The sequence below is a fragment of the Streptomyces sp. WAC00040 genome, from assembly GCF_056835925.1.
On sequence record NZ_JAKQZE010000001.1, the window covers coordinates 3,579,253 to 3,600,141 of the forward strand.

Sequence of the window (20,889 nt, forward strand, 5' to 3'; positions counted from 1 at the left end):
TCGGCAATCACGTACACAGGTTCGGGCGAGGAGCGGTCACAGTGCAGCGCTGGCGTGGCTTGGAGGACATCCCCCAGGACTGGGGACGCAGCGTCGTCACCATCGGCTCCTACGACGGCGTGCACCGCGGACACCAGCTGATCATCGGGCGCGCGGTGCAGCGGGCGCGCGAGCTGGGCGTGCCGTCCGTCGTGGTGACCTTCGACCCGCACCCCAGCGAGGTCGTCCGCCCGGGCAGCCACCCGCCGCTGCTCGCACCGCACCACCGCCGTGCGGATCTGATGGCCGAGCTCGGCGTGGACGCGGTGCTCGTCCTGCCCTTCACCGCCGAGTTCTCCAAGCTCTCACCGTCCGACTTCATCGTGAAGGTGCTGGTCGACAAGCTGCACGCGCGGGCGGTCATCGAGGGCCCCAACTTCCGCTTCGGCCACCGGGCGGCGGGCAATGTCTCCTTCCTCGCGGAGATGGGCCGGACGTACGACTACGAGGTCGAGGTCGTCGACCTGTACGTGCGGGGCGAGGCGGGCGGCGGTGAGCCGTTCTCCTCGACCCTCACCCGCCGGCTGATCGCGGAGGGCGACGTCGAGGGGGCCCTTGAGGTCCTCGGCCGCCCCCACCGCGTCGAGGGCGTCGTCGTGCGCGGTGCCCAGCGCGGGCGCGAGCTGGGCTTCCCGACGGCCAACGTCGAAACCCTGCCGCACACGGCGATCCCCGCCGACGGCGTGTACGCGGGCTGGCTGACGGCAGCCGGCGAGCGGATGCCGGCGGCGATCTCGGTGGGCACGAACCCCCAGTTCGACGGTACGGAGCGGACCGTGGAGGCGTACGCGATCGACCGGGTGGGACTCGAGCTGTACGGGTTGCACGTCACTGTGGACTTCCTGGCGTACGTACGCGGCCAGGAGAAGTTCGACACCATCGACTCGCTGCTCGTGGCGATGGCGGACGACGTGAAGAAGTGCCGCGAGCTCACAGCGTCGTACGACGCCGGTCACTGACCCGACCCGTCGCAGGCCGGCCCTCGCGCCTGCCCGGGGCGAGGCAGCCCCGGGCAGGCCCCGGCGAACGAGCCTCAGCCGGCCGCTGTCGCCCAGTGACACGCCACCTGCGGTCCGGGCGCGTTCGCCAGAATCGGCAGCTCCCGCGACCGGCACAGGTCGGCCACGCCGGCACGGGCCGCCTCGCCCGACGCCAGGACCTGGCAGCGGGCGTGGAAGCGGCAGCCCTCCGGGATGCGGGACGGGTCCGGCGGTTCGCCGGTGAGTACCACCGGTGCGGACTCCGACTCCGGCAGCACCGACAACAGCGCCTTGGTGTACGGGTGCTGAGGTGACGTCAGCACCTCCTCCACGGGCCCCGACTCGACGATCCGCCCGAGATACATCACCGCCACCCGGTCCGCGATGTTCCAGGCGAGGCCCAGGTCGTGCGTCACGACCAGCGCGGAGAGCCTCAGTTCGTCCCGCAGCCGCAACAGGAGCGCCAGGATCTCGCCGCGTACGGAGGCGTCGAGGGAGGCCACCGGTTCGTCGGCGACGATCAGCTCGGGCTCCAGCACGAGGGCGCCCGCGATGACGACGCGCTGCCGCTGGCCGCCCGACAGCTCGTGCGGATAGCGGAGGAAGAAGCGCTCAGGCGGGCGCAGTCCGGCCCGGGACAGCGCCTGGGCGACCGCCGCGCGCTCGTCGCCCGCGTAGCCGTGGATGCGCAGGCCCTCCGCCACGGCGTCGTACACGGTGTGCCGGGGGTTGAGCGATCCGCTCGGGTCCTGGAGCACCAGCTGCACCCGCTTGCGGTACGCCTTCAGGGCGCGCGAGGCGTACCCGAGCGGTTCCCCGCCGAAGGTGACCCGCCCGGAGGTGGGCGGCACCAGGCCGAGGAGGGAACGCGCCAGCGTGGTCTTGCCGCAGCCGGACTCGCCGACCAGGGCGACGATCTCGCCCGCGCCGATGTCGAGGTCGACGCCGTCGACGGCCCGGGCGGAGGGCCCGCCGCGGCGGCCGGGGAAGGTGACGTGCAGTCCGGTGGCGGAGAGCAGGGGAGAGGGCGTGGTCATGACGTGCTCCTGTGTCACTGCTGCTTCTCCGCCCCGACCAGCACGCACGCGGCCCGGTGTCCCTCACCCGCCGTGATCAGCTCCTGGTCCTGCTCGGCACACGAGTCGAGGGCGACGGGGCAGCGCGGGTGGAACGTACAGCCGCCCGGAAGCGACGACGGGTCGGGCGGGTCGCCCGGCAGCCCGCGCGGGGCCCGGCGGGAGGCCGGGTCGCCGATGCGCGGGAACGCGGCGGACAGGGCCCGCCCATAGGGATGTTCCGCCGCGCCGTACACGGCGCGGGCCGGGCCCTCCTCCACGACCCGGCCCGCGTACATCACGGCGAGCCGGTCGCAGGTGTCGGCGAGGACGCCCAGGTCGTGGCTGATCATCAGCAGGCTGATGTCCTGCTCGGCGACCAACTGCTCGATCAGCCGCAGGATCTGCGCCTGGATCATCACGTCCAGGGCGGTCGTCGGCTCGTCGGCGACGATCAGCTGCGGATCGCAGGCCAGAGCCATGGCGATCATCACGCGCTGGCGCTGTCCACCGGACAGCTCGTGCGGGTACGCGTCCGCCCGGGCGGACGGCAGCCCGACGTGCTGGAGCAGCTCACCGACACGGCGTCTCGCCTCGGCCGGTGTCGACCCGCGGTGCAGCGTGATCGGCTCGGCGATCTGGTCGCCGACGCGGTGCACGGCGTTCAGGGAGTGCATCGCGCCCTGGAAGACGATCGACGCGCCCGCCCACCGCACGGCCCGCAGCCGGCCCCACTTCATCGTGAGGACGTCCTCGCCGTCGAGCATGATCTCGCCGGTCAGCCGGGCGGAGGCAGGCAGCAGCCGCAGCAGGGCGAGGGCCAGCGTCGACTTGCCGCACCCCGACTCGCCCGCGACACCGAGTTTCTGCCCGGCCCCGAGGGACAGGTCGACACCGCGGACGGCGGGCACGGCGTGCTTCCCCGAGCCGTAGGTCACATGGAGGTTCCTGACCTCGAGCACACTCAACGCGCCACTCCCAGCTTCGGGTTGAGTACGGACTCGATCGCGCGCCCGCACAGGGTGAAGGCGAGCGCCACGAGTGCGATGGCGATTCCGGGCGGGGCGAGATACCACCAGTGGCCCGATGAGACGGCGCCCGCCTCACGCGCGTCCTGGAGCATTCCGCCCCAGGAGACGACGGTCGGGTCACCGAGCCCGAGGAAGGCGAGCGTCGCCTCGGTGAGGATGGCGCTGGAGATGCCCAGTGTCGTCTGGGCGAGGACCAACGGCATCACGTTGGGCAGGACGTGCCGGTTCATGATGTGCCGGTGGCCGCCACCGAGCGCCTTGGCGCGTTCGATGTAGGGGCGGGACTCCACGGCGATGGTCTGCGCCCGGACGAGCCGCGCCGTGGTGGGCCAGCTGGTGACGCCGATGGCAAGGATGACCGTCCACACGTTGCGGGACATCACGGTCGCCAGCACGATCGCCAGCACCAGTGCCGGCATGACCAGGAACCAGTCCGTGATCCGCATCAGCACGGTGGAGAACCAGCCGCCGTAGTGACCGGCGATGATGCCGACGAGAGTGCCGATGGCGACCGACAGTGCCGCGGCCAGCAGACCCACGGTCAGCGAGATCCGAGCGCCCCACACCAGCAGTCCCAGCAGCGAGCGGCCGAACTGGTCGGTGCCGAGCGGGAATTCGCCACTCGGCTTCTCCATCGCCGTGCCCGGCGCGTTGGTGACGCTCTGGACATCGCCCCCGACGAGCAGCGGCGCGGCGAGCGCGATCAGCGCGATGAGTGCCAGCGCGGCGAGACCGAAGAGCCCTGCCCGGTGGCCGCGGTACGAAGTCCAGAAGCGGGCCGCCGAATGCCGGCGGCGCGCCCACGTCAGGGACCTCGCCGTCGGGGCGTTCTTCCCGACCGGGCCGGCCGGGGCGGAGGGAGTGGTCTTCGTCGGCGGCGTCGGTGTCGTCGTCATCGGCCCACCCGGGGATCGAGCAGCGGATACAGAAGGTCGGCGAGGAGGTTCATCACGATCATCGCGCCGGCGAAGACGACGAACAGCCCTTGGACGAGCGGCAGATCGGGCACGCTGAGCGCCTGGTAGAAGAGCCCGCCGAGCCCGGGCCAGGAGAACACCGTCTCGACCAGGATCGAACCGGCGGCCACATGACCCAGGTTGATGAACACCATGGTGACGGTCGGCAGCAGCGCGTTCGGAACGGCATGCCGGCGCCGTACGACGTCGTCACGCAGGCCCTTGGCCCGTGCCGTCGTCAGGTAGTCGCTGCCCATCTCGTCGAGCAGCGAGGAGCGCATCACCAGAAGCGTCTGCGCGTACCCGACGGCGACCAGCGTGAGGACCGGCAGCACCATGTGATGGGCGACGTCGGCCACGTACGCGAAGCCGCTCGCGGTGCCCGACTCCATGCCTCCGGTCGGGAACATCCCCGGGATCGGGCCGAGCCCCACCGAGAAGGTGATGATCAGCAGCAGGCCCAGCCAGAATCCGGGCACCGACCACAGGGTGAGCGCCACGCCCGTGTTGAGCTTGTCGCCGAGGCTGCCGTGCCGCCAGGCGGAGCGGGTGCCCAGCCACAGTCCGATGGCCGAGTAGATGACGACCGCCACACCCGTGAGCAGCAGCGTCGCCGGTACCTTCTGGAGAATCAGCTCGCCGACGGGCGCACGGAACTGGTACGACATCCCCAGATCGCCGCTCAGCGCGCCGGTGCAGTAGTCGGTGAACTGCTGCCACATCGGCTTGTCGAGGCCGAACTGCCGCCTCAGCGTGGCCATCTGCTCGGCCGACGTCGGCATGCCATGGGTCATGGCCTTCACCGGGTCGCCGGGGATGATCCGGAACAGGAAGAAGCTGGTGACGAGAACGGCGACGAGGGAGACCCCCGCTCCGCCGATCTTGCCCGCCACATAGAGCAGATAGGCGCTTACGTTGCCGCGCGCGGCGCGGGCCTCGGAGGCCCGCGCCACAGCGGTCGTGCCGGTGGTGCTTGTGGTGCTCATCGACTATTCACGGTCTTCCGCGGTGGAACGGCGACGCATCGCGACGAACAGCCCGAGAGCGGCCGCGAGGACGACGACCGCGCCGATGCCGATCACCACACCCGCGGAGGAGCCGCTGTCCGAACCACTGTCGGACGCGGCCGGCTCCGCCGACCACCAGCTCCAGTAGCCGTCCTGGCCGTAGATGTTGCCGGCCGCTTCCGGCATCGTCGTGATGGACTTGATGTGGTCCGTACGGTACGCCTCGACGGCGTTCGGGTACGCGAGGATGTTCATGTAGCCCGTGTCGTAGAGCCGCGACTGCATCTGCTTGACCAGGTCGGCGCGCTTGGCCGCGTCGTACTCGACGGCCTGTTTGGCGTAGAGGTCGTCGAACTGCTTGTCGCAGATGAAGTTGTCCGTCGCGCCGGTGTCCTTGGGCGTGGCGGGCAGTGCCGCGCAGGTGTGGATCGACAGGACGAAGTCCGGGTCGGGGTTGACGGACCAGCCGTCGAAGGCCAGGTCGTAGTCGCCCGCGAGCCACGGGTCGGAGACGTTGTCGAGGCACTCCACCTTCAGTCCGATGCCGAGCTCGCCCCACCACTCCTGGAGGTACTTGCCGATCGCCTTGTCGTTCGGGTCGGTGGCGTGGCAGAGGATCCGGAAGTCGAGCGGCCTGCCGTCCTTGTCCAGGCGCTTGCCGTCGGCGTTCTTCTTGTATCCGGCCCGGTCCAGAAGCTGGGCCGCCTTGGCCGGGTCGTACGCGATCTTCTGGCTCGCCTCCGGCTTCCAGAAGTACGACTCGAAGCGGGGTGGGATGTAGCCCTCGCCCTCGACGGCGTGGCCCTGGAAGACCTTGTCGACGATGGTGGCGCGATCGGTGGCGTGGAACAGCGCCTTGCGCACGACCGGGTCGAGCAGCGCCTTGTGACCGTTGCCGAACTTCTTGCCGTCCTTGGACCGCGCGCCCGGGTTGGTGGCGAGCGCGAAGAAGCGACGGCCGGGAGCGTCGTTGACCTTGATGTTCTCGGCGCTCTTCAGCGCATCGGCCTGGGCCGGGGTCAGGCCTTGGACGAACGACACCTCGCCCTTCTGAAGGGCCGCGACCGCCGCGTCACCGTCCTTGTAGTACTTGAAGACCAGCTCGTCGAACTTGGGCGTGCCGCGCCAGAAGTCCTTGTTCGGCTTCAGCTTCAGATACTGGTCGACCTTGAAGTCCGTTATGACGAACGGGCCGTTGCCGACGATCGGGAACTGCTTGTCGTTGTTGAACTTGGAGAAGTCGTCGACCTTCTCCCACAGATGCTTCGGGACGATGGGCACGTCGAGCGCCGTCATCGTCGCCTGAGGCTTCTTCAGCTCGATGACCAGCGTCTTCGGGTCGGGAGCCGTGACCTTCTTGAAGTTGGCGGTGAAGCTGCCGTTGGCGGTGGCGGCGTTCTCGTCCGTCATCATCTTGTTGAACGTCCAGGCCGCGTCCTCAGCGGTGGCCTGCTTGCCGTCCGACCACTTGGAGTCGTCGCGGATGGTGTACGTCCACGTCAGCTTGTCGGCGGACGGCTCCCACGCGGTGGCGAGCCCCGGGACGGTGTGGCCGTCCTTGACGTCGTAGTTCGTCAGGTAGTCGTAGGCCAGGCGGTGGACGGAGGTGCTCACCAGGCGCTGCGCCAGGAACGGACTCAGCGAGTCGATGCTCTGCGACACGGCGACGGTGAGGACCTGCTTGCCGTCGTCGGCGCCCGCCGCCCGCGCCTGCGACTGGGCGAGTAACCGGTCCTGCGGCTGGGCCTGGGCCTGGGGGGCCACGGCCCCCGCCGTCACCAGTGCCGTGGCCGCGGCGCCAGTGGCCAGGACCAATCGGAAGCGGGGGCGTTGCCGGGTTCTCTTGGGTGAAACCGTTGTGACCATGGACAGTGACCTCGCGTCATTGCTCGCACGGAGAGGGCCGGTTGGTGATCTCTGGTTCGCCAGTTGGTGAAGCGAAGGTTTATCAGGGTGGTCATGCCGCGTCAACGGCCGCTCAAACCCCTTGTGGGCTGCGGGAATGCGACGAGGGCCCGCACCGGGGAGTCGGTGCGGGCCCTCATTGGTCAAGACCTCTGTCGCGTTACTGCTGAGGGGCTGGCGGTGCCTGCGGAGGCTGCTGCTGCGGCCATCCGCCGGGCGGGAACTGGCCGGGCGGAACGTGTCCTTGTTGATCGGTTCCGCCGGCCGCGGGAGGTGTCGGACCGGCGGGTTCCGCCGGCGCTGCGGTCTGCTGCACATGCGGTTGCTGCGGGTGCGGCGGCTGCTGGTGAGGCTGCTGCTGCCAGCCCTGCGGCGGGTGCTGTCCCTGAGGCATGCCGTACGGCGGCTGGGGCTGCTGCGGGTGCTGAGGCTGGTGGGGCTGCGGCTGGTACGGCTGACCGGGCACCGGTCCGCCGGGGGCGGGCTGGTGGCCCTGCGGGTGCTGCGTGTGCGGCTGCTGGGGCTGCCCCTGGGGGTGTCCCTGCCACTGCCCCTGCCCGTGGCCCGGCATCGGCGGGGCCGCCTGGGGCGGCGGGTTGCCGTCCGCCGTCCAGAGCCCCTGCTGCTGCTGGGCGCGGACGAAGTCCTCGGCGATCAGCGCGGACAGATTGAAGTACGCCTCACGGGTCTTGGGCCGCATCATGTCGAGATCGACCTCGGCGCCCGCCGCGAGGTGTTCGTCGAACGGCACCACGATCACGCCGCGGCAGCGGGTCTGGAAGTGCTGCACGATGTCGTCCACCTTGATCATCTTGCCGGTCTCGCGGACCCCGGAGATGACCGTGATGGAACGCTGCACCAGCTCGGCGTACCCGTGGGCGGACAGCCAGTCGAGTGTCGTCGAGGCGCTGCTCGCACCGTCGACGGAGGGCGTCGAGATGATGATCAGCTGGTCGGCCAGGTCCAGCACACCGCGCATGGCGCTGTAGAGGAGGCCGGTGCCCGAGTCGGTGAGGATGATCGGGTACTGCTTGCCCAGCACGTCGATCGCGCGCCGGTAGTCCTCGTCATTGAACGTCGTCGAGACGGCCGGGTCCACGTCGTTGGCGATGATCTCCAGTCCGGAGGGCGCCTGAGAGGTGAACCGGCGGATGTCCATGTACGAGTTGAGGTACGGGATCGCTTGGACCAGGTCCCGGATCGTCGCCCCGGTCTCGCGGCGCACCCGGCGGCCGAGCGTTCCGGCGTCAGGGTTGGCGTCGATCGCGAGGATCTTGTCCTGCCGCTCCGTGGCGAGGGTCGAGCCGAGCGCCGTGGTGGTCGTTGTCTTGCCGACACCGCCCTTGAGCGAGATGACCGCGATCCGGTAGCAGGACAGAACCGGCGTGCGGATCAGGTCGAGCTTGCGCTGCCGCTCGGCCTCCTCCTTCTTGCCGCCGAGCTTGAAGCGCGTGGCGCCGGAGGGGTTACGGCTCGACTTCGGCTTCTGCTTGTTGTTGCGAAGGAGCCGGTCGGAGGAGAGCTCGACGGCGGCCGTGTATCCGAGCGGAGCTCCCGGCACGGAACGCTCACGCTGGTCGTGCGTGACCGGCGTGGGCCAGGCACCACCCGTGCGCGGGTCCACGGCCGGACCGGGCGGCTGCGGGTAGGCGTGGGCCCCACCGGGCTGGGGCGCTTGCGGAGGCTGACCGTGCGGCGCCTGGCCCTGCGGGGGCTGGTGGCCCTGCGGCGGCAGGCCCTGGGGCGGCTGACCCTGGTTCTGCGGCGGTACCTGGGCGCCCGGCTGCGCCTGCTGCTGTCCGGGCTGCGGCTGTCCTGGGTGGCCCGCCTGCGGCCCCGGCTGACCGGGCTGCTGACCCGGATGGGGGAAGCCGTAACCGCCCTGGGGCGGCGCGCCGGGGGCCTGTCCCGGCCCGGCCTGCTGCGGGAAGCCGTAACCGCCCTGCGGCGCGGGCGCGGGCGCCGGCGCGGGCTGCGCCGGTGCGACGGGCCCGGTCTGCTGCGGGAAGCCGTAGCCGCCGCCCTGGGGTGCGGCGGGGGGCTGCCCCGGCACACCCTGCTGGGGGAAGCCGTAGCCGCCCTGCGGGGCGGGGGGCACGGGCCCGCCGGGCTGCCCTTGCTGCTGCTGTGCCTGCTGCTGCGCCTGTTGCGGGAAGCCGTAGCCGGGGGCCGCCTGGGCGGGTACCTGGGCGGCCGGGTCCGCGGCCGGTGCGGGCACGGTCCACTGAGGCGCGGCCGCCGGCGCCGCAGGCTGGAACTCGGGCGGGAGAGGCGGCAGTCCACCGCCCTGCGGCGGCGACGCGGGAGCGGGCGCCCACGGCGCGGCTCCCGAGGGGGCGTCCTGCGGGGCGGCAGGGGCAGGGGGTGCGGTGTCCTGGGGGGCGGCCGGAGCGGGTGTGGCGTCGGAGGGCTCGTCGTCGGCCTGCGGACCGGAGTCCGTGACGGCCGCGTCGTCGCCTTCCTCGCCTGCGCTGCCTTCATGGCCGCTCAGGTCGGCGGCCGGGCCGTCGACGGTCGATGCGTCGTCGGCCACGGGCTCTTCGGAGGCGTCGCTGTCCGGGCCGTCGGCACGGCGGGGATCGTCGGCGTCGTCCGTCACAGCGGTGTCGGGGGCGGCGCCCTCGGCCTCGGCCTCCGGCACGGTCTGCGTCTCCACCGGGGCCTCGGGCTCCGCAGCCGGTTCCGTATCCGTCTCCGTTTGCGGGCCGTCGGCCGCCTCTGCGTCCGTCCCGCCCGCCTCCGCGGCGGCCAGCTCGGCCATCTCGCGCTTCAGCGCGGCGGGGGAGAAGCGCATGGTCGCGCCGCTCTCCAGGTCCCCGCCGCCGAAGGACTGCCACGACAACTCCGGCGCCTGCGGTGTCGTCGACGCCTGCGCGGGCTCGGCCGGGGCGGGCGCCTGCTCGGCCTCGGGCAGGGGTGCGGAAGCGGGAACCGCCGGAGGCGCGACGGGCGCGGGTTCCTGCGGCGTGGACTCCTGCTGCTGGGCGGGCGCAGGCGCGGGCGGCGGCGTCTGCGACCAGTTGGGTTCGAACCCGCTGCCCGAGGGCAGTCCCGGCACCGCGACGGGCGCGCCCTGCGGCGGGGGTGGCGGGGGCGTCTGCGCCCCGCTTCCCCCACCAGAAGTGTCACCCGACGCGTTCTGTGTGTACCAGGCAGGCGGGGTGTAGTCGATGGTGAACTCACCCGTCAGCTCGGCGGGCTCCGCGTCGGACTCGTCGACGGGAATGTTCCAGCCCCCGTGGATGTCGTCCCGATCGCCGTTCACTTTGCCTCCTGGTGTGGTCGAGCACCCTTGTGCCGTCGTGGGTGGGGGCCACCGCCTTCTTCGGATCGGCCCGGCTCTCCCCCTGGGACGCTGTCGGCACACCCGTAGGTTCTTGTGCCGCGCCCCGACCCACCCTAATCGCCAACAACGCCACTCCGTCAGGCCCGTCAGGCCGTCGGCCGCTGTCCCGTGCGTCACGCCCTGCCCACAGGTGACCCTTCTCCACCGGAGCGCGAGAAATCCGGCAGACCAAAGCGGGACAACCCTGAACGGAACCGCCCGCTCAGTCCATTCGCCGTGCGCTGCCCAACAATCCGGTCTCGGCATCGGTGGCCTGCGTCATGACGAACTGCCGGTCCCGCGGCGTGCACCAGAGGGTGACTCCGTCGGCGAGCGTGGACAGCGCCTCGGTCTCGGCCTGAGGCAGATGCATGATGCGTCCGATCTGCCGTGCTTCGTCCGGGGAGACACGCTGGACGCCGACGAGTCCCGACTTCTCCATCAACCGGGGCGCGACCGGGCTCAGATACGGCAGGAGCGTCAGCACCGACTGCCAGGGCCCGGAGACGACCCGGCCGCGCGGCGGCCGCATTCCGCAGTCCCGTACGACGACCACGGGGCTCCCGGCGGAAGCGCCCTGCGGCGGCACCCGGCCCACGTCGTGCAGCGAGATGCACTGCTGTCCGCCGCCCGCGGCCTGAGCGAGCGCGGTCCAGGCCGGCGCGCGACCCGTCTCGACCGTGACCCTGGCCCCGGTCGCGGCGGCGCGCAGCGCGAGGACCTGGGCCGTCCACAGGCCACCGATCAGTGTCACGTCGTACGGGGTGGGGCGGTTGATGCCCAGTACGGCGGGCCTGCCTTCGGCGTCGACGCCGATGACCACGCCGTCGTCACCGACCGGCAGTGTGAGGGCGGCCAGTTGGTCGAGGGTCATCGCGTGCCGGTCCCTGCGGGGCCCGATGAGACCGAAACCGATACGCGGCTTTGCGGCAGGTGCAGACATCAGCGGGCTCCCCCGAGCGGCAGCGTGGCGAGCATTCCGGGCAGTTGCTCACGATCGAGCCTCACCAGACCCGTCTTCACACCACGGGCCGCCCGCTCCAGTTCGTGGCGTGCGGTGACCAGTTCCTCGTCGCTGCGTCCCGTGATCCGGACGTGTCCGGTGACCGTCACCCCCTGCCGGTCGCCGTGGCCGAGGGTCAGGCTGAATGTCGTCGCGAGCGCGGGGATCGACGTGAGCAGCGCGACCAGCTGCGGCATCTGGGCCCCGCCGCCGCCGAGTTGGGGCCACCGGCCCACCCAGTACGTCGTGTGCCTGCGGTCGTCGACGCGCCAGGTGCGGGAGGTCTCCTGAGTGCGCCGCGCGGGCACCTCCGCCCTGCCCGCCTGGGCGATGGCCATGGGGCTGGCGCAGGACGACGTGGCGAGGGCGGAGGTCAGTTCCTGCTCAGTGAGTACGGTCGCCCGGAAGCCGGCTCCGGTCAGGCGGCTGGCCAACTGGTCCGCTGTCCGCACCACACACTTCTGTGCGCCTTCGATGCCGCCGCCGCGGGCCGCCACCGCTTCCGGGCACAGCTCCGGGTCGAGCTTCAGCGCGATCCAGGTGATGCGCAGCGCCGGTGAGCCGGTCTGGGCCTGCAGCGGCGCGTAGTTGCGTGCCGCGACGGACTGCTGAGGCAGGTGCGGAGCCGGAGCGGGCTGGGTGTGCTGGACGATCTGGACCGACTCCAGCCGGATCCCGTCCACTTCCATGACGTCCTTGATCAGGGCCATGGGGAGCGGCCGCGCCATGCGCTCCGGCCGCAGCGCCGTCGCGTCCGCCTCGACCTGGAGGACGGCCGTCAGGAACGTGCCGTCGCCGATCATCCCCACGGGCCGCCGGTCCCGGTCGCTGTACGTGTACGTCCGCAGCGCCGGGTCGCATTCGACGACGGGAGCCAGTCCCGGCTCGGTCCCGGGCTCGATGGTCAGCGACTTCGCCCGGCGCGTCCTCGCGCGCAGGGCGAACACGGTGGAGAGCCACTCGGGCAGCGACCGGCGATGCCTGCGCACCACGGCCAGCAGCACCAGAACGGCCGCCAGGACACCGGCGGGTACCAGGAGCAGCGGGTCGGCGACCCAGGCGACCAGCAGCAGGGCGGCGGCGATCTCGACCAGGACGAGTTGTTGCAGTCGGAATGTTCCGAAGTGGCCGGGCCGTGCCCGCAGACGGGGTGCGCCAGGGCCGGAGGAATGGGCGGGCGGTCGTGCGGAGGACTGTCTGCGGGCCGCGGGCCGCGCGCGCGTTGCGGACGCCATTACTCCGGCACCCCCCGGTTCATTAGGCCCCAATTCATCCCGATCACCCCTGTCCAGCCCCGCCCAGCAAGGCTTCCGGCGGCTGGATCACCCTACCCGCCCCACGAGCACCACCGATCAACAGGCATAGTAGGGGGCCGGTCCGAACGGCAGGGCCCGGGGCCGCGCTCACCACACGGGCCTCGCGGGGAGACAGTGCCTTCTTTACCAATGGGGACTCATGGCATCACGGCGGGATGAGCTCAACGCATACACCTTTGCGAAGAAGCGCACAGTGGCGGCATTCCTCCAACCCTCCCCGTCCGGCACGGAGGAGGGGGCGCCGCGGCCGCTGCGCGCGATCGTCCCCGGCCTGATCGTGGGAGTGCTGATCCTGGCCGGCTTCGGCGCGTTCGGCATGTTCAAGCCCAAGGCCCCCAAGGACTGGGCGGCTCCGGGCACCAAGGTGATCGTCGGCAAGGACTCCACCACGCGTTACGTGGTACTCGAGACCGGCAAGGGCAAGAACAAGAAGGTCCTGCTGCACCCGGTGCTGAACCTCGCCTCGGCCCGACTGCTGCTCACCCCGGAGCAGTTCAAGGTCATTCAGGTCGCCGACGACATCCTGGACTCGGGCAAGCCGGCCCGTGGCCCGATCCTCGGCATCCCGTACGCGCCCGACCGCCTGCCCAGCGAGAAGGAGGCGGGCCAGGCCAAGCGCTGGGCGGTGTGCGAGCAACCGGGCGCCGGCCAGGGCGCGTCGGCGCAGAAGGCGACGTTCATCTTCGCCGACCGGGACCTCAAGAGGACCGAGGGGAAGAACCGGCTGACCGGTGGGCAGGTCCTGTACGTAGAGGGCAAGAGCGGGCGTTACCTCATCGACGCGGCAGGCACCAAGTACCTGGTTCGCGGAACGGAGAACGACGCCGACCTCCTCACCCGCGCCCTGGTCGGCGACCGCACCGAGCCGCAGCCCGTCACGGAGGAGTGGCTGGCGACGCTCCACGACGGCAGCCCGATCGACTTCCCCGTGATCCAGGGTCAGGTGGGCGTACCGGCCGGCGTCGGCGGCGGACTGACCGCCGAGCAGGACCGGGTGGGCATGGTGCTCCAGGCCCAGACGGGCGCCGGGCCACGGCACTACGTCGTGCTCGAGGGCAAGGTCCAGCCGGTGTCGGACTTCACCGCGTGGCTCCTGATCAACTCTCCCCAGACGGACGAGCTCGACATGGGCGGACAGGCTGCGGTGGTCGACGCGGCCTCCTTCGCCCCGGAGTCCGAGGTCTTCGGCGCGCAGAACCGCTGGCCCGAACCGAGGGCCGAGCACGTCAACTCCGCGAACGGCGGGCGCGACACCGTCTGCAGCGTGCTCCGGAAGGTCGACGACAAGGGCCGCACCACCCTGTCCACTTGGGCGGGCTCCGCCTACCCGGCGGAGATCACCGCCGGCGGCACCAGCACCTACGTCACTCCCGGTTCCGGACTGCTCTACACCCAGGTCCAGGGCAACCAGACCAAGCCCGACGGTTCTCTCTTCCTCGTGACCGACACCGGGCTGCGCTACGCGGTGCAGGCCAACGGCGACAGCGACTCCGACCGCTCCGACATCGGCGCCGGAGGCGAGGGGCAGCAGCAGGACGGCCGCCCCGAACCCAGCCAGGCGCAGATTCGGCTCGGATACGGCAAGATCGTCCCGTCGCTGGTCCCGATCACCTGGTCCGAGTTCCTGTCCAAGGGCCCGCGGCTGGACACCAACAGCGCACGCCAGCCGCAGGGTTCGTAAGGAGCGCCGATGCTGTATCCGCTCAAGCGGGCCGCGGCCACGGCCGCCGCCGCGCTGCTCACCGCCCTGACGGCCGCGACGCCGGCGGCCGTGGCCGCCGATGGGGCGGGAGGACCGGCCCTCGACGGCAGCGGCGAGTGCACCTTCCCCATGAAGGAGCAGATAGCGGGCACCCCGTGGCCCCTTCAGCGGGTCCTGCTCGACGAGTTGTGGCAGGACACCAAGGGCAAGGGCGTCCGGGTCGCGGTCATCGACACCGGGGTCGACAACGACAACGTGCAGCTGAAGCCGGCCGTCGACGCCTCAGCGGGCAAGGACCTCCTCAAGCCGGACAAGAAGAACAGCGACGAGAAGCGCGGCAAGACGGACGGCACCGTCGACCTGGTGGGCCACGGCACCAAGGTGGCGGGCATCATCGCCGCACGGCCCCGCGAGGGAACCGGCTTCGTCGGCATCGCACCCGAGTCGACCATCATCCCGATCCGCCAGAACGACGAGAACAACAGTGGCAACGACCGCACCATGGCGACGGCGATCGACCACGCCATCGCCAAGGGCGCCGATGTCATCAACATCTCCCAGGACACCGTCAAGCCGCTCGGACCCGATTCGGCGCTGGGCAAGGCGGTGCAGCGGGCGATAACGGCGGGCGTCGTCGTCGTCGCGTCGGCCGGCAACGACGGCATGGACGGCGAGGTCAAGAACACCTACCCGGCCGCTTTTCCGGGTGTGCTGGCCGTCGCCTCCTCCGACCGGAACAACGAGCGGGCGGTCTTCTCACAGGCCGGTGAATTCGTGGGCGTCGCCGCCCCGGGCGTGGACATCGTCTCCACCGTTCCGGGCAACGGCCAGTGCATCGACAACGGCACCAGTTTCTCGGCCCCCTACGTCGCCGGGGTGGCGGCCCTGCTGAAGGCCAAGCACCCCCGGTGGACGCCGGCCGAGATCATCGCCGAGATCGAGCAGACCGCGACCCGCAGCATCAACGGCCATGACAACTTCGTCGGTTGGGGAGTGATCGACCCCGTACGCGCCCTGAGCGGCGACGACAAGCCCCAGGCCGCCCCCCGGCCGGACCCCGGACCGGCCAAACCGCCCGCGCCGGAACCGGCGCACCTGGCCATGACGGAGACCGTCCAGGAACGCAACGAACGCTATGCAACCTACGCGCTGGGTATCGGCGTCGTACTGGTGGCGGTGATCGCGGGGACCGCGACGGTCGTCCGCGACACCGCTCGGAAACGGGCACGCTGAAGCAAGTAGCCGAAACTGCTTTGCAGTTGGAACCGTCGTACCAAGTGGATAGAGTGACAGTCGGACCAATGGTCCGGCACGGGGGCGGCATCCGAACGGCTTCCGTCTACAGTCACTGTCGCAGGAAGAAGGGGCACGATGTCGGACAAGAATCTCGACGTAACCACCGGTGATATCACCGAACTCAGCGGCAAGATCCAGAACTTCTCGACCGAGCTGAACAGTCGGATCACCTCCCTGAACGGCGTTGTCGACCGCATTCAGGCGGGCTGGCAGGGTGCGGCGAGCCAGCAGTACGACCAGGTGCAGACCCAGGTGAACCGCCGTCTGGCCAACCTGCAGCAGAGCCTCGAGAACCTCCAGAACATTGTGAAGATGAGCGCCGACGGCTTCGACGAGGAAGAGCGCAAGCGCATGTCGAGCTTCGCCGGCATGGAGAACGCCAAGGGCAACACCAGCGCCATCCTCGAAGTCTGAGCCGGACAGTCCCGTCCGCATCGACCGTTCGCCGAACTTCACTACCAGGAGAGATCAATGACCACTGCCGTCAATTACGACACAGTGACCCAGGCCGCGCGCGACACGGTGAAGACCGCCTCGGACCTGGCGGACGAACTCCGCATCCTGCTGGGCCACGTCAACCGTGTCGCCGGCGCGTGGCAGGGTGAGGCCAAGGAGGCCTACGTGGCCATCCAGAAGCAGCTCGCCACCGACATGGACGGCATGAACCAGGACCTGCAGACGATCGCCCGCCTGCTGGGCGACGCCGTCATCGGCTACCAGGACACCGACAAGGGCAACGCCGCACGGTTCCGCATGATGATGGGCTGAACCGCCCGTCTCCCACGCGAAAGGGGGCTGCCCGCACCGGCGGGCAGCCCCCTTCGTCGTGACGCCGCTATTTGAGGTCGAACTCGCCGTCCCGCGCGCCCAGCACGAAGGCCCGCCATTCGGCGTCCGTGTAGCGCAGCACCGTGTCGTGGTCCAGCGATGACCGCATCGCGACGGCGCCGCCCGGCAGGTGGGCGATCTCCACCCGTTCCTCGTCCGGACTCGTGCCGGGAGCGCCGACCCACTCCACACCGGAGATGTCGAGGGCGTACAGCTCTTCCTTCTGACGTTCCTTGTCGACTGCGTCAGTCATCGGCGCGTCCCTCCATGCATGTCACCCAGCAGTTGCAGATGGTCACACTACTGCGTACGCCCGGCCGTTCTTGACGAACGGCCGGGCGGTGTGCAAGGCGACCGGGGAGCCGGCCGACGCGCCGCTACTGACCCGGGTACCAGCCGACCTGGATCAGCGGGTTGCCCCTCTTGCGTGACACGAAGGTGCCCCGTCCCGGCGGCATCGGACGGGCCCTCACGTTGCCCATGATGTCGCCCTCGGCCGGGCTGCCGGACAGGATGACACCCTGGCCGCCCAGTTCCTTCATCCGCTGCATGAACGGCTCGTACATCGCGCGGGACGCTCCCGCGGCGTTGCGCGCCACGATGAAGCGGACACCCACGTCGCGCGCGTACGGCAGTTTCTCGGCCAGCGACGCCAGCGGATTGCCGGAGTTGGTGGCGACCAGTTCGTAGTCGTCGATCACGACGAACAGCTGCGGACCCGACCACCAGCTGCGGTCACGCAGCTGCTGCGGTGTGATGTCCGGCTTCGGAGCACGCCGTTCCATCACCGTGGAGATCGCCTCCATGTGCATCTCCATCGCCGACGCCATCGGCGCGTACTCGAGCAGGTGGGACGCCGGGACGGCCTCCAGCATGGTGCGCCGGTAGTCACCCACCACGATGCGCGCCTGCTCCGGCGTGTACCGCTCGGCGATCTGCTTGGCGACGAGCCGCAGCAGGTTCGTCTTTCCCGACTCGCTCTCGCCGAAGACCATCAGGAAGGGATCGGTCTCGAAGTCGACGAAGACCGGTTCCAGGTTCGTCTCGTCGATGCCGATCGCGATGCCGTGCTGGGGGTACTCGAAGCCCTTCGGCAGCTGCTCCGCGGGCAGCCTGCGCGGCAGCAGCCGGATCGTCGGAGCCGCCGGACCGGACCAGTTGCCCTTCACCGCCTGGACGAACGCGGAAACACCGTCGGCGAGGTCGCCGGAGCTGCTCACCGAGTCGATCCGCGGCAGCGCCGTCATGAAGTGCAGCTTCTCCGGCACCTGGCCACGGCCGGGCACCCCGGCCGGGACGTTGGCCGCGACCTTGCGGTCGAACTCGGAGTCCATCACATCGCCCAGACGCAGCTCGAGACGGCCGAGCATCTGGTCCTTCAGCGCCGCGCGCACCTCCATGTAGCGGGCGGCGGTGATGACGACATGGATGCCGTAGCCCAGGCCGCGGGCGGCGATGTCCGAGACGATGGGCTCCAGCATCTCGTAGTCGTTCTTGAAGCCGCCCCAGCCGTCGATGACCAGGAAGACGTCTCCCCAGGCCTCGCCCGGCAGTTCACCCGCGGCGCGCTTGCGCCGGTACGTCTGGATGGAGTCGATGCCGTTCGCCCGGAAGAACTCCTCACGCCGGTTCAGGACGCCCATGACCTCGGCCACGGCACGCCGCACCCGTTCGGGGTCGAGACGCGAGGCGATACCACCGACGTGCGGCAGGTCCGAGAGGGACGACAGACCGCCACCACCGAAGTCCAGCCCGTAGAACTGCACTTCGCCCGGTGTGTGGGTGAGGGCGAAGGAGGAGATCAGGGTGCGCATCAGTGTCGACTTGCCGGACTGCGGACCGCCGACCACCATCATGTGGCCCGCGGCACCGGAGAAGTCGCGGTACAGCACCTCACGCCGCTGCTCGAACGGCTTGTCGATCAGGCCCAGCGGCACGATCAGACCACCCGGCCGGGTGTACTCGGTCGCGGTGAGTCCGCGATCCGCGGTGGGAGCGAGGCCGGGCAGCAACTGGTCGAGCGTCGGCGCCTGGTCCAGCGGCGGCAGCCACACCTGGTGTGCCGGCACGCCCTGACCCTCAAGCCTGCGCACGATCACGTCGAGGACCGTGTCGGCGAGGGCCTCGTCGTCCGAACCGCTCGGTGCGGTCGCCGACGGATCGGGGGCCGCGTACACGACCGGCACCGGAGCCGCGGTGAACAGCGCCGGCCGCCGCTCGACGGACAGATGGCCGACCGAGAGGTCCGGCCCCCCGGTGCGGTACGTACCGGACACGTAGGCCGCCTTGAAGCGGGTCATCTCGTCGGTACCGAACTTCAGGTAGCCGGAACCGGGCACGGAAGGCAAGTGGTACGCGTCCGGTACACCGATCGCCGTGCGGGACTCGGCCGCCGAGAAGGTGCGCAGACCGATCCGGTACGACAGGTACGTGTCCAGACCGCGCAGCTTGCCCTCCTCGAGGCGCTGCGACGCAAGCAGCAGATGGACACCCAGCGAACGGCCGATGCGGCCGATCTGGATGAACATGTCGATGAAGTCCGGCTTGGCGGTGAGGAGTTCGGAGAACTCGTCAAGAACCAGCACGAGCGAGGCGAGCGGCTCGAGCGCGGCGCCCGCCGCGCGGGCCTTCTCGTAGTCGTGGATGTTGGCGTAGTTGCCCGACTTGTGCAGCAGTTCCTGGCGGCGCTGCAGCTCACCGCGGATCGCGTCGCCCATCCGGTCGACCAGCGTCAGGTCGTCCGACAAGTTGGTGATGACCGCCGCGACGTGCGGCATCTGCGACATTCCCGCGAACGTCGCACCACCCTTGAAGTCCGCGAGAACGAAATTGAGCGTCTCGGAGGAGTGGGTCACCGCGAGCCCGAGGACCAGGGTGCGCAGCAGCTCCGACTTGCCGGAACCGGTCGCGCCGACGCAGAGGCCGTGCGGGCCCATGCCCTCCTGCGCGGCCTCCTTGAGGTCGAGCATGACCGGCTGGCCGTCCTCGCCCACGCCGATCGGCACACGCAGCCGCTCGGCCACGGAACGGGGCCGCCACGTGCGGGCCACGTCGATACCCGCGGCGTCGCCGAGGTTCAGCAGATCGGTGAAGTCGAGGTTGGAGAGCAGCGGTTCGTCGTCGTCGCCGCCCCCCATGCGCAGCGGCGCGAGCTGACGGGCGAGCGCCTCAGCCGCGGGCAGCGAGATGCCGTCGGGAATGCCCTCGTAGGCCACCCGCGAGCCGGACTCCAGCCGGAGCCTGCCCGGCCGCACGACGACGGACAGTCCGCCGCGGGGCTCGTCCAGGTCCCCTGAGACGACCTCGACGATGGTGACGCCCTGCAGGCCCTCCGCCGCCGCGAACAGGGAGTCCGGTGGCACCATCCCGCCGTCGAGCACGACGACGATGTGGGGCTGGTCCATCACGGGCTGGTTCTCGCGGCTGAAGCGCGGCCGGCCGTCGAGCCGGCTGTGCAGCATCTGCTCCAGCTCACCGAGGTCGTCGCCGAACAGACGCTTGGTGCCGGCGCCGTCCACCTGACCGGGCACCTGGGTGTGCGGGAGCCACTTCGTCCAGTCCCAGCGCGCCACCGCGCCGGGCGCCGCGACGACAGCCAGCATCAGGTCGTCCGGCGAATGCAGCGTCACCAGTTGGGAGACGAGCGCACGGGCCGTGGCCTGCGCCGACTCCGGCTCGCCGGAGACCGTCACGTGGTAGAAGGCGCGCATCGAGACGGCCATCGGCAGGCCGTCCAACGAACCGTGGGCAGCCAGGAACTGCTGCATCGCACCGGCCGCCAGCGGCTCCAACTCGTCGACCGGCGCCGTGTCCGGAGCGATCAGCGGCGTCGCGAGCTGCTGCGCGCCCAGGCCGATACGGACCTGGGCGAAGTCCTTGTCTCCCACCCGTCGTTCCCACAGGCGGGACCCTTCGGCCACCACCGACCACAACTGCTCGGGGGAGGGGTGCAGATAGAGCTGCGCGTCGCGCTGCTTACGTGCGGTCTTGCGCACCGTGCGCCGCGTCTGGGCGAGGTATTTGAGGTAGTCACGACGGACATCGGCCATTTGCCCCTGCGTACCGCGGCGGTACCTGACGACCTGTGCCACAACCATCGCGACTGTCGAGACCAGCATCAGCACACCCATGATGCGCATGAACGGAGGTGCCTGCGGCGAGAAGAAGAAGACCACGGAGGAGCCCATGCCGAGAACCGGCAGGACCTGCATCAGCATGCCCTCCTGCTGGCCTCGCGGCAGCTCTGGAGGCGCCTCCAGAACCAGTTCCCCTGTGGGGACTTCGGGCGGCAGGGACCTCGGCGGGCGTTTCACGACGATCTGGCTCACCGGAGCATCAATCCCTCGAGACGGACGGAAGACGGATGGGCCGGTTCCGCCACCGACGCCCCCGGGACCGGGTGATCGGCGCGCTCCCCTCCGCGCGACGGTGATCCTACTTGCAGAC

Annotated in this window: 15 protein-coding genes; 5 read left to right on the plus strand and 10 right to left on the minus strand. The window is 70.4% G+C overall.

Annotation, left to right across the window (positions count from 1 at the left end):
* Positions 1–41 precede the first annotated feature (41 nt).
* Positions 42–998: a bifunctional riboflavin kinase/FAD synthetase gene (locus MDN94_RS16590; protein WP_482726540.1), complete on the plus strand. Its 957-nt coding sequence runs from the start codon at positions 42–44 to the stop codon at positions 996–998.
* A 74-nt stretch (positions 999–1,072) separates the two neighbouring features.
* On the opposite strand, the gene MDN94_RS16595 is transcribed toward MDN94_RS16590, so the two are convergent.
* The 8 genes from MDN94_RS16595 to eccE form a co-directional block, all read right to left on the minus strand.
* Complete coding sequence (locus MDN94_RS16595; protein ID WP_482726541.1) at positions 1,073–2,056, minus strand: ABC transporter ATP-binding protein; 984 nt, start codon at positions 2,054–2,056, stop codon at positions 1,073–1,075.
* A 14-nt stretch (positions 2,057–2,070) separates the two neighbouring features.
* Complete coding sequence (locus MDN94_RS16600; RefSeq protein ID WP_482726542.1) at positions 2,071–3,042, minus strand: ABC transporter ATP-binding protein; 972 nt, start codon at positions 3,040–3,042, stop codon at positions 2,071–2,073.
* The gene (locus tag MDN94_RS16605) at positions 3,039–4,001 is read right to left on the minus strand and encodes an ABC transporter permease (protein WP_482726543.1); all 963 of its coding nucleotides are present in this window, start codon (positions 3,999–4,001) and stop codon (positions 3,039–3,041) included. The genes MDN94_RS16600 and MDN94_RS16605 overlap by 4 nt, the downstream gene beginning before the upstream one ends.
* Complete coding sequence (locus tag MDN94_RS16610) at positions 3,998–5,047, minus strand: ABC transporter permease (RefSeq protein ID WP_482726544.1); 1,050 nt, start codon at positions 5,045–5,047, stop codon at positions 3,998–4,000. Before MDN94_RS16610 ends, MDN94_RS16605 begins: the two co-directional genes overlap by 4 nt.
* A gap of 3 nt (positions 5,048–5,050) precedes the next feature.
* Positions 5,051–6,934, minus strand: coding sequence for an ABC transporter substrate-binding protein (locus tag MDN94_RS16615; protein WP_482726545.1), 1,884 nt, complete (start codon positions 6,932–6,934; stop codon positions 5,051–5,053).
* A 199-nt stretch (positions 6,935–7,133) separates the two neighbouring features.
* Positions 7,134–10,238 carry an SCO5717 family growth-regulating ATPase gene (locus MDN94_RS16620; RefSeq protein ID WP_482726546.1) on the minus strand — a complete coding sequence of 1,035 codons (3,105 nt, stop codon included), beginning with the start codon at positions 10,236–10,238 and terminating at the stop codon, positions 7,134–7,136.
* Positions 10,239–10,521: 283 nt separating this feature from the next.
* Complete coding sequence (locus tag MDN94_RS16625; RefSeq protein WP_441266349.1) at positions 10,522–11,241, minus strand: hypothetical protein; 720 nt, start codon at positions 11,239–11,241, stop codon at positions 10,522–10,524.
* Positions 11,241–12,536 (minus strand): type VII secretion protein EccE, encoded by a 1,296-nt coding sequence (gene eccE, locus MDN94_RS16630; protein WP_482726547.1) that lies wholly within the window; start codon positions 12,534–12,536, stop codon positions 11,241–11,243. Before eccE ends, MDN94_RS16625 begins: the two co-directional genes overlap by 1 nt.
* Before the next feature lie 220 nt (positions 12,537–12,756).
* Here eccE and eccB point away from each other — a divergent pair, with 220 nt between their 5' ends.
* From eccB to MDN94_RS16650, 4 genes are all read left to right on the plus strand, one after another.
* Positions 12,757–14,298 carry a type VII secretion protein EccB gene (gene eccB, locus MDN94_RS16635; RefSeq protein WP_482726548.1) on the plus strand — a complete coding sequence of 514 codons (1,542 nt, stop codon included), beginning with the start codon at positions 12,757–12,759 and terminating at the stop codon, positions 14,296–14,298.
* A 9-nt stretch (positions 14,299–14,307) separates the two neighbouring features.
* Positions 14,308–15,552: a type VII secretion-associated serine protease mycosin gene (mycP, locus tag MDN94_RS16640; protein WP_482726549.1), complete on the plus strand. Its 1,245-nt coding sequence runs from the start codon at positions 14,308–14,310 to the stop codon at positions 15,550–15,552.
* 138 nt (positions 15,553–15,690) lie between these two features.
* Positions 15,691–16,029 (plus strand): WXG100 family type VII secretion target, encoded by a 339-nt coding sequence (locus MDN94_RS16645; protein ID WP_441266345.1) that lies wholly within the window; start codon positions 15,691–15,693, stop codon positions 16,027–16,029.
* A 57-nt stretch (positions 16,030–16,086) separates the two neighbouring features.
* On the plus strand, positions 16,087–16,383 hold the full coding sequence (locus MDN94_RS16650) for a WXG100 family type VII secretion target (RefSeq protein ID WP_159686316.1): 297 nt from the start codon (positions 16,087–16,089) through the stop codon (positions 16,381–16,383).
* A 67-nt stretch (positions 16,384–16,450) separates the two neighbouring features.
* On the opposite strand, the gene MDN94_RS16655 is transcribed toward MDN94_RS16650, so the two are convergent.
* Entirely contained in the window at positions 16,451–16,696 is a 246-nt protein-coding gene (locus MDN94_RS16655; protein WP_441266344.1) for a DUF397 domain-containing protein, read from the minus strand.
* Positions 16,697–16,820: 124 nt separating this feature from the next.
* Positions 16,821–20,771, minus strand: a complete 3,951-nt coding sequence (eccCa, locus tag MDN94_RS16660; protein WP_482726550.1) for a type VII secretion protein EccCa — start codon at positions 20,769–20,771, stop codon at positions 16,821–16,823.
* Between the last annotated feature and the right edge of the window lie 118 nt (positions 20,772–20,889).

What these genes read in the sequence shown, in the direction of transcription:
- MDN94_RS16615 (WP_482726545.1), bottom strand. Translation starts at nt 6,934, where the DNA reads ATGGTCACAACGGTTTCACCCAAGAGAACCCGGCAACGCCCCCGCTTC.
- MDN94_RS16625 (WP_441266349.1), bottom strand. Translation starts at nt 11,241, where the DNA reads ATGTCTGCACCTGCCGCAAAGCCGCGTATCGGTTTCGGTCTCATCGGG.
- eccB (WP_482726548.1), top strand. Translation starts at nt 12,757, where the DNA reads ATGGCATCACGGCGGGATGAGCTCAACGCATACACCTTTGCGAAGAAG.
- eccE (WP_482726547.1), bottom strand. Translation starts at nt 12,536, where the DNA reads ATGGCGTCCGCAACGCGCGCGCGGCCCGCGGCCCGCAGACAGTCCTCC.
- MDN94_RS16605 (WP_482726543.1), bottom strand. Translation starts at nt 4,001, where the DNA reads ATGACGACGACACCGACGCCGCCGACGAAGACCACTCCCTCCGCCCCG.
- MDN94_RS16645 (WP_441266345.1), top strand. Translation starts at nt 15,691, where the DNA reads ATGTCGGACAAGAATCTCGACGTAACCACCGGTGATATCACCGAACTC.
- MDN94_RS16610 (WP_482726544.1), bottom strand. Translation starts at nt 5,047, where the DNA reads ATGAGCACCACAAGCACCACCGGCACGACCGCTGTGGCGCGGGCCTCC.
- MDN94_RS16650 (WP_159686316.1), top strand. Translation starts at nt 16,087, where the DNA reads ATGACCACTGCCGTCAATTACGACACAGTGACCCAGGCCGCGCGCGAC.
- MDN94_RS16655 (WP_441266344.1), bottom strand. Translation starts at nt 16,696, where the DNA reads ATGACTGACGCAGTCGACAAGGAACGTCAGAAGGAAGAGCTGTACGCC.
- MDN94_RS16595 (WP_482726541.1), bottom strand. Translation starts at nt 2,056, where the DNA reads ATGACCACGCCCTCTCCCCTGCTCTCCGCCACCGGACTGCACGTCACC.
- mycP (WP_482726549.1), top strand. Translation starts at nt 14,308, where the DNA reads ATGCTGTATCCGCTCAAGCGGGCCGCGGCCACGGCCGCCGCCGCGCTG.